Origin of the sequence: uncultured Thiodictyon sp. (genome assembly GCF_903828115.1) — a bacterium.
In the GTDB taxonomy this organism is placed as follows: Bacteria; Pseudomonadota; Gammaproteobacteria; order Chromatiales; family Chromatiaceae; genus Thiodictyon.
The window spans coordinates 1-7693 of sequence record NZ_CAIKKU010000268.1; the positions used below are offsets into that span (position 1 = coordinate 1).

Below are 7693 nucleotides of genomic sequence, written 5' to 3' on the forward strand. Positions count from 1 at the left end.
ACCGAGAGGTCTTCGCCGCCGGGGTCGGATGCGCCGCCGGGGTCGGATGCGCCGCCGGGGTCGGATGCGCCGCCGGGGTCGGATGCGCCGCCGGGGTCGGATGCGCCGCCGGGGTCGGATGCGCCACTGGGGTCGAATGCGCCACGGGGGCCGGGTGGCGCGCCGCTGCGCGTGACGGTGCGCTGTTGCCCGCCTGCCGACGCTAGTTTCTCGTCACGCTGTAGGCCCCGGTCGCGCCGGGACTATAGGTCGTCGCGTGGATCGTCAGGGTCCCCGAGGTCGTCGCTCGGTAGACGATCCGGGAGTTGAACCCGTTGTAATCATCGTTGGACGCCAGCACCCCCCCGGCGCTGTTGAGCAGGAACAGATAGGCGTCGAAGGCCGCTGAACTCAACGTGATCGTGTAGGTCGTGCCCGCTGTCGCGGTGAAGGTGGTGTTGTCATAGAAGCTGCCCGCGCGCACCGAGGAGCGACAGTCGGTCTTTGCCAAGGTCCCGCTGGTGCTTCCCACGCCGATCGGTGTCGTCGTGCAGCCGGCACCGCCGGCGAGGGATACCGTGTAGGCGCCCGTCGTGCCGCCACTAAGGGACGTCGCGTGGATCGTCAGGGTCCCGGAGGTCGTTGCGGTGTAGACGATCTTGGAATTCCACGAGCCATCGCCGCTGTCGTTGGCGGCAAGCACGGAAGCGCCGTTGAGCAGGTACAGGAAGGCGTCGAAGGCCTTCGAGTTCATGGTGATCGTGTAGGTCGTGCCGGCCGCTACCGCGAAGGTGAAGTTATCGTAATAGCTCGGCGAGCGCACCGTTGACCGACAGTCGGTCGTCGCCAGGGTCCCGCCCAAGGTGCTGCCCGCGCTGATCGCCGTCTTCGCGGACGAGCAGGCCGTCGTGAAGGTCACGGCGGGCGCCTCGTTCGAGTAGGCCGAGTTCCCGCCGGCGTTGTAGGCCCACACCCGATAGTAATAGGTGGTGCCCGCGGCCAGCCCGGTGTTGCTGAAGCTGGTGGCATTGGCGGCCGGCGCGGCGATTTCCGCATAGGTCCCGGACACCCCCGTCTTGCGTTCGATCCTGAACCCGGTCTCGTTGCTGCTGGTGTCCGTCCAGGTCAGGTTGATCTGTGAGGTTGACGATGCCGTCGCGGCCAGCGCCGCGGGCGCCGTGGGCGGCGCAGTCGCGGGGCGAATGTTGAAGACGGCCGCCTGGTTGCTGTTGAAGTTGTAGCCGGCCGGGTTCAGGTTGCTGATCAGGAAGTACCCGTCGTATGCACCATTCCAGCCCCAATTGAAGTGGAAATAGTTGGAATCGTTGTAGCCATCCAGCACGAAGGCGTGACCCCCGCTGCCATATCCGACATAAAAGACCGGCCGCCTGGCATCGAGGTCCGTCTTGATCTTCGCGATCCACGCGGCGTCGCTGAAGGCTGAGCGATTGACGATGTTGTCCGCCAGGTAGCGGAAGTAATTCCTGAATGCCGGTGCGATGGCTGCCGGGTAGCAGCCCGAACCACTTGGCCCATAATCCATATCGAGCGCGATCCCGGCCTGGCTCAACACCGTCGCCGCGGCGCTGTTGTAGGTCGACAGGCTGCCCGCTGTCGGGATGGCCGCCCAATTGTATGTGGTGGTACCGAAATTTGCCGACAGGGTGCCGTAGGTTGGGTGATAATAGGAGTGTGAGCCATTACCGGTCGCCGGGTGGCTGTAATATCTCAGGATCTGCCCGAAGGCCGTCGCGCAGCACCCGACCAGTGCGTGGCGGTCCGGCCCCGCGTTATCGGCGGGACAAAATTGATTGTAGTAGGTACCCTGTGACCAGGTGGTAGCCAGGAGCGGCGCGACCGCCGTGAGTACCGTACTGCCCAGGGCGTTGCCGGTACGCAGCGGCGGCTGGAAATTCACCACATCCAGGTAGCTCCAGGCAGCAGCAATCAGTGTGGTCGCGGGGTCCGACGACGGGGTGCCTGATACTGATCGGCGGGCGCCGGCTTGAGCCGCCGCACGGATACTATCATTGACCTTACTCATCCATGCGAGGTAAGCGGGCGGCGCATCGTCGCGCTGCGCCGTGCCGTCTGGCGAGTACGCAATGATCGGATAAGCGGCATCGTCTGCCGCGACGATCACCCAGCCCCCTGGATTCATGTTGAGTACATAGTAGGCCGGGACCTGATCGGCGGCGGCGACTGCGACGCTGCGGTCAAAGTCCGGCAATGCTTCATGCGCGATGCCGGTCTGATCCAATATCCAATTGGCGGCCACGGCCTGCGCCCGCTCTGGTGCGACCGGCGCGGCCAGGGTACTGACGGCAGTCAATTGCAGGCAGGCAATGACAGCGAAACCTGCGATAATCCGTGATCGAGTATTCATACGCGGTTTCATTGCGCTTCTCCCTACGGTAAAGAACTCAAGAACGATGCCACTGCCCGACTGACGTGATCGGTTCGCTCCGGGCAGCCGGGAGCGACCGATCCCCGGCTAATCTGTAGCGACGGTCGTTGTACCTCCTTGCCCGATGACGAGCGAATCGGTCTGCGACAGCAGTACGATCAGCGCGCGACGACAGCCGGCCATAATCGGCAGGTCAAGGCCGACGAGCGTACCGCTGAGGGTGACCGTGCCATCCCAGTCCGTGCTCTGCGCGGCCAGCGTGTCGAGGATGTGCGGGGCCGCGGCGGACACGACACGTATCTCGAGGTTGAGTGTTTGGGCAGCGTTGTAAAGCAGGAATTTGCTTTCCGGCAGCCACGGGTGTAGCCGCTGATCCGAGATGTTGATACGGCTGACCACTCCCTGAATGCGATACCTCGTTTGCTCGCACGGGCGGGGTGTCGAGCAGTCGCCAGGCACCCCGTACTGGGCATAAATCTCATCGATTGTCATGGCCTTACCTTGCCCGCCGGGCGTCACCGGCGACGCGGCCTGCGCCTGTGCGGCGCACGGGCCGATCAACAGGACGAGGAGGGCCGTTGCTAACCGGCCAGCAAAAAACGGCGCGAGTGCGGCGCATGAAGACGGCATGGCAGTGTGCAATCCAAGCTGTTTTGGTTGTGGTGTCCCAGCGTCGGTCCGCTCGCTGTTTCTTCAGATGACACGTCTGGTTGTTGATGGGTCTCGGCACGCGGGCGTCCGCGTGTCCTGAGATTGCAGAAACGCAACCCCCTAAACCGTCCTGGTTGTGGTTTGGACACAACCCTCGACTGTAAAGAGAGTGTAGTTAACGTGTCCGGTTGGAATGTGATCCAGATCGAGTATCTCGCGGGATCTACTCACAATCAGAAAATGCCTACAGTCAGTGCCGCCGAAGGCGACGCACAGGATCAGGCATCCGCCACCGGGGCCGCCCCGGGCCGCAGTCCAAGGCAGATGAAGACCGCGCCCGGGGCGAGCAGGCGGCGGCGGTCCGGTCCGCCTCAACGGCGTCGGCTGGCCGGCTCATCAGGGCGGGAGCTTGACTCCGGCCTCCTCAAGCAGGGTGCGTACATGGTCCACCGGGATCGCGTAGGTGATGCCGCTCGGGTTGGTCAGGGCGACCTCCTTGGTACCCTTGACGAAGACGCTGTTGATCACCCCCAGCACCCGGGCGCTGCCGACCGCGTAGAGGGGGCTGCCGGAATTGCCCGGGTAGGCGGTGGCGTCCAACTGGAAGATGTCGAAGGGTTGGTCCAGGCGCTTCAAGACCTCGGTGGTCAGGTCCCGGCCTGCGCCCACCGGGATGACCACCGGGGTGATGGCGGAGATGATGCCCTGATGGGTCGCGGGAAAGAGCCCCAGGGCATTGAGGATCGGGTACCCGGTGAAGGCGATCGGTTCGCCCTCGCGCACCTCGGTGCTCTTGCCCAGGCGCAGGGCCGGCAGGGGGGCGCCGCTGAAGCGCAGCAGGGCCAGGTCATGGGCGCCGTCGCTGCGCACCAGGGTAGCCTCGCGCACCTCGGCCCGGTCGCGACCGGCCGGGATGAAGATGGCATAGGTTTCGCGCCGGTCCGCATCGAGCTTGGCCGACACCACGTGGGCATTGGTCACGATGTGGTTGCCGGCCACCGCAAAGCCGGTTCCACGCAATTCGTGCTGTTGGGCGCGGACCACCTGGAAGGTCCCGACCGCGACCACGCTGCGTTTGACGGCGGCCGCCGTCTCCGGCAGGCCCGCGGACGCGGCCGACAGCGAGAGGGTCAGCAGGGCGGCGGCGGGCATGTACCCGCGGCGTCGGGATCGGGCAGCAGCAAGACGGCGCAGGTGCATGGTAGGGGTCCGGGTCCGAAGGTTTGCAGAAGCCGATCCGATTATAGCGAGCCTTCGCCTCAGACCGACGAATCAAGCGCCGCAAGCCAGGCGCAAGACGTTCCGACCCGGGCTCAGGACGGGTCCTGATCTCCCCCCGCGGGCCAGCGGGGCCAGGCGGTCAGGATCGCGTGGACCAGGGTCGCGAGCGGGATGGCGAAGAACACACCCCAGAATCCCCAGAGGCCGCCGAAGACCAGTATGGCGACGATGATCGCCACCGGGTGCAGGTCTACCACCTCCGAAAACAGCAGGGGCACCAGGATATTGGCGTCCAGGGCCTGGACCACGGCGAACACCGCCCCGAACCAGATGAACTCTCCGGACCAGCCCCACTGGAACCAGGCGATGAGGACGACCGGGACCGTGACCACCACGGCCCCGACATAGGGCACGATGACCGAGAGCCCCACCAGGAGGGCCAGCAGCATCGCATAGTCCAGGCCGAAGACCAGAAAGGTGATGTAGTTGGCCGCCCAGACGATCAGGATCTCCCAGAACTTGCCGCGGATATAGTTGGAAACCTGGCGGTCTACCTCCGCCCAGACGGAGTCCGCGATGCGGCGGTATTCGGGCAGGTATTGCCTGAACCAGCCCAGGATCAGGTCTCTGTCTTTAAGGAAGAAAAACACCAGGAGCGGCATCAGGACCAGATAGACCAGGACGGTGATGAACCCGACCACGCCGGCCAGGGACCAGGACAGGACCCGCTGACCGAAGGCCACGGCCTCGGCGCGCAGGGCCCCGATCACCTCGTCGATCTGTTCGGCGGTCACCAGGTCCGGGTGACGCCCGGGCAGTTCCGCCAGGGCCCGGGTCCCCTCGTTGATCATGGTCGGGAGCTGTTGGACCAGGTCGGTCACCTGCCGCGACAGGAGCGGCAATACGCCGAACAGCAACAGTGCGACGAACAGCAGGAAGCCCACATAGACCACCAGTACGCTGGCCGTGCGCCCCAGGCCCCGGCGCTCGCAGAAGCCGACCGGACCCTCCAGCAGGTAGGCGATGACCATGCTCGCCAGCACCGGGGCCAGCATGTTGCCCAGGGTCAGGACCACCGCGAACAGGGCCAGCAGGAGCAGCGTCAGGAAGACCAGCTGGGGGTCGGAGAGGTGGCGGCGGAACCAGTCGGTGACGATGCCCATGACGGTCGGTCAGTCGCCCCCCGGCGCGTCGGCTTCCGGTTCCTCCGGCGCGCGGCCCTGGTGCGTGCGATAGTCCTGGTAGCGGCGCCGGAACAGGGCCTCCAGGTCGTCGATGACCGCCGCCGCCGTCCGGCCATGCAGGACATGGGCGGACATCAGGGCGGCGGTCTCGTGGAGCATCGGCTCGCGATCGAGCATCGCGTAGGTCAGGCCAAGGCGGCGGATGGCGGCGATGACCGTCTCGCGCTCCGGGCGGGGCAGCGCGGCTGGTTCCTGGATTCGCGGCCAGGACTGAGCCTGACCTGGGGCCTGATCAGGAGCGGGTGCGGGGCACGCCGCGGGGACCGGAGCGGGCGCCCCGCCCGCGGCGAGGAACTCGGCAAAGGCGAGCAGGGTATGCTGCTGCGCGGTGTCGAGTTGGGCGAAGATCTGCGTCAGGCGTTGCTCGGGCGCGAGGGTGGGTGCGGGATTGGAGGTGGGCATGGTCCCGTTTGCGGGTTTCCGACAATAGACCGCCTATCATAGCACAACAAAACCTGATCAAGAGCGCGTGTTACTGTGATATCAAGGGCCTTTTCGTGATGTGCGACGGTTCCGACCCCCGGGATTGCTGTCGTGTTTTTGCTACTGACATCTGATCGCAACAAGGTAGTGGAAATCCCCCGTCGCTTCGCCTACAGTTCGGAATCGCGGCCGGTCATCTTAAATATACGGATTAACTAAGGATCTCAGGCTGCGGCCCGGGTTCTGCCGGGGCTTCGTCGGGACCTCTCTCAGTGTCTGCGGCGAGCAACTTGCATTGCGAGCCCGGGCTCACACGGACTGGCGGCTACGACGATCGCTGCATATCGACAACAGACAACGACATCTTCATGGGGGGACCAACAATGTACTCAAGAATCACCCGCTCGGTGGCCGCGGCCCTGGCCGTCGGCGCCATCGGCACCCTCGCCGCTGTCGGCAGCGCGCGCGCCGCCGGGTTCTCACTGCCCGAGGCCTCGACCGCGGGCATCGGTACTGCCAATGCCATGGTCGCCAACCCCAGGGACCTCGGCGCCATCCCCTATAACGCGGCGGCCATGGGGTTCCACGACAAGTCCAGTGTCGCCCTGGGCGCGCTCATGATCGGGCCCTCGTTCTCGGTCACCACGGCCAGCGGTAACCACGACAGCAACGGGGCGAATTGGGTCGGCGTACCCATGATCCAGGCGGCGATCAAGGTCGCCGACCGCTGGCGAGTGGGTCTCGGGCTGACCGCGCCCTTCGGCCTGGAGACCCGTTGGCCCTATGGCAGCTTCCCGGCACTGAGTCAGAGTGCGACCGTGCGGTTGCCGGCCCCGGTCGGGCGCGTCAGCATCCCCACCGCCAGTCACCCGACCAACAGCAAGCTCGAGATCCTGGACCTGGCACCCTCCGTGGCCTTTCGGGTCAACGAGGATCTGAGCCTGGCGGCGGGACTGGACATCTATTGGGCCAAGTCCGCCGAACTGAACTCCAACCTGGGCTCCATGAGCGGGGACGGGACCGGGGTCGGCTTCAATCTCGGCGTCCTGTATCGCGTCCGGGCGCTGAGCCTGGGGGCAACCTTTCATTCGGCCTCGACGCTGGGCCTCAGCGGCAAGTACACCCCGTCCAACACGACCCTGGTCGCGCTCGGGCGCTTGCAGCAAGGCCAATCCGCCAGTCTGGATCTCGACCTGCCCTGGCGCCTGCAACTCGGCGCCCGTTACGAGTTCACCAAGGAACTGGCGGCCGAATTCGATTGGAGCTACACCGGCTGGAGCAAGTTCCAGCAGTTGGTCGTGACCGGTGATCGCACCGGCGCACGGATCTCGACCGAGACCAACGCCTGGAAGAACTCCGGCGCCTATCGCCTGGGCCTGACCTGGCAGGTGCGCCCGACGACCCAGTTGCGCCTGGGCTATGCCTACGACGAGACCGGCCAGGGCGACAATTACTTCAGCGCCCGGGTGCCGGACAACAACCGCCAGACCTTCGGGATCGGCGTCGCTCAGGATCTGGGCCGCGGCTTCTCGGTGGAGGCCGGCTACATGTATGTCATGGGCGAGAAGCGCAACGTCCGCAGTGCCGTGCCTTACACCAGCACCAGCGGCGTCAACGGCACCAATGCGCTCAACGGCCAATATGAGATGAGTGCCAACCTGATCAGTATCGCGGTCGTGATGACCTTCTGATGAATAACGAGTCAAGATCAAGTTAAACACAGTCGTTGTCGTTGTCGTTGTCGTTGTCGTAAGCGTAATCGGATAAG

General features: G+C 65.2%; 6 protein-coding genes. 1 reads left to right on the top strand and 5 read right to left on the bottom strand.

The genetic code is table 11. The features are described 5' to 3' along the window. Positions 1-202: 202 nt before the first annotated feature. The 5 genes from QZY48_RS09995 to QZY48_RS10015 form a co-directional block, all read right to left on the bottom strand. Positions 203-2377: a C10 family peptidase gene (locus QZY48_RS09995; RefSeq protein WP_295430623.1), complete on the bottom strand. Its 2175-nt coding sequence runs from the start codon at positions 2375-2377 to the stop codon at positions 203-205. A 96-nt stretch (positions 2378-2473) separates the two neighbouring features. Next, positions 2474-3016 carry a hypothetical protein gene (locus tag QZY48_RS10000; protein ID WP_295430625.1) on the bottom strand — a complete coding sequence of 181 codons (543 nt, stop codon included), beginning with the start codon at positions 3014-3016 and terminating at the stop codon, positions 2474-2476. A gap of 417 nt (positions 3017-3433) precedes the next feature. Then, positions 3434-4237 (bottom strand): serine protease, encoded by an 804-nt coding sequence (locus tag QZY48_RS10005; protein ID WP_295430626.1) that lies wholly within the window; start codon positions 4235-4237, stop codon positions 3434-3436. A gap of 113 nt (positions 4238-4350) precedes the next feature. Further along, the gene (locus QZY48_RS10010) at positions 4351-5421 is read right to left on the bottom strand and encodes an AI-2E family transporter (protein WP_295430628.1); all 1071 of its coding nucleotides are present in this window, start codon (positions 5419-5421) and stop codon (positions 4351-4353) included. Positions 5422-5430: 9 nt separating this feature from the next. Further along, entirely contained in the window at positions 5431-5904 is a 474-nt protein-coding gene (locus QZY48_RS10015) for a hypothetical protein (RefSeq protein WP_295430630.1), read from the bottom strand. Positions 5905-6308: 404 nt separating this feature from the next. On the opposite strand from QZY48_RS10015, the gene QZY48_RS10020 reads away from it, so the two are divergent. Beyond that, the gene (locus QZY48_RS10020) at positions 6309-7616 is read left to right on the top strand and encodes an outer membrane protein transport protein (protein ID WP_295430631.1); all 1308 of its coding nucleotides are present in this window, start codon (positions 6309-6311) and stop codon (positions 7614-7616) included. The last annotated feature ends 77 nt before the right edge of the window (positions 7617-7693 follow it).

What these genes read in the sequence shown, in the direction of transcription:
- QZY48_RS10005 (WP_295430626.1), bottom strand. Translation starts at nt 4,237, where the DNA reads ATGCACCTGCGCCGTCTTGCTGCTGCCCGATCCCGACGCCGCGGGTAC.
- QZY48_RS09995 (WP_295430623.1), bottom strand. Translation starts at nt 2,377, where the DNA reads ATGAAACCGCGTATGAATACTCGATCACGGATTATCGCAGGTTTCGCT.
- QZY48_RS10010 (WP_295430628.1), bottom strand. Translation starts at nt 5,421, where the DNA reads ATGGGCATCGTCACCGACTGGTTCCGCCGCCACCTCTCCGACCCCCAG.
- QZY48_RS10020 (WP_295430631.1), top strand. Translation starts at nt 6,309, where the DNA reads ATGTACTCAAGAATCACCCGCTCGGTGGCCGCGGCCCTGGCCGTCGGC.
- QZY48_RS10015 (WP_295430630.1), bottom strand. Translation starts at nt 5,904, where the DNA reads ATGCCCACCTCCAATCCCGCACCCACCCTCGCGCCCGAGCAACGCCTG.
- QZY48_RS10000 (WP_295430625.1), bottom strand. Translation starts at nt 3,016, where the DNA reads ATGCCGTCTTCATGCGCCGCACTCGCGCCGTTTTTTGCTGGCCGGTTA.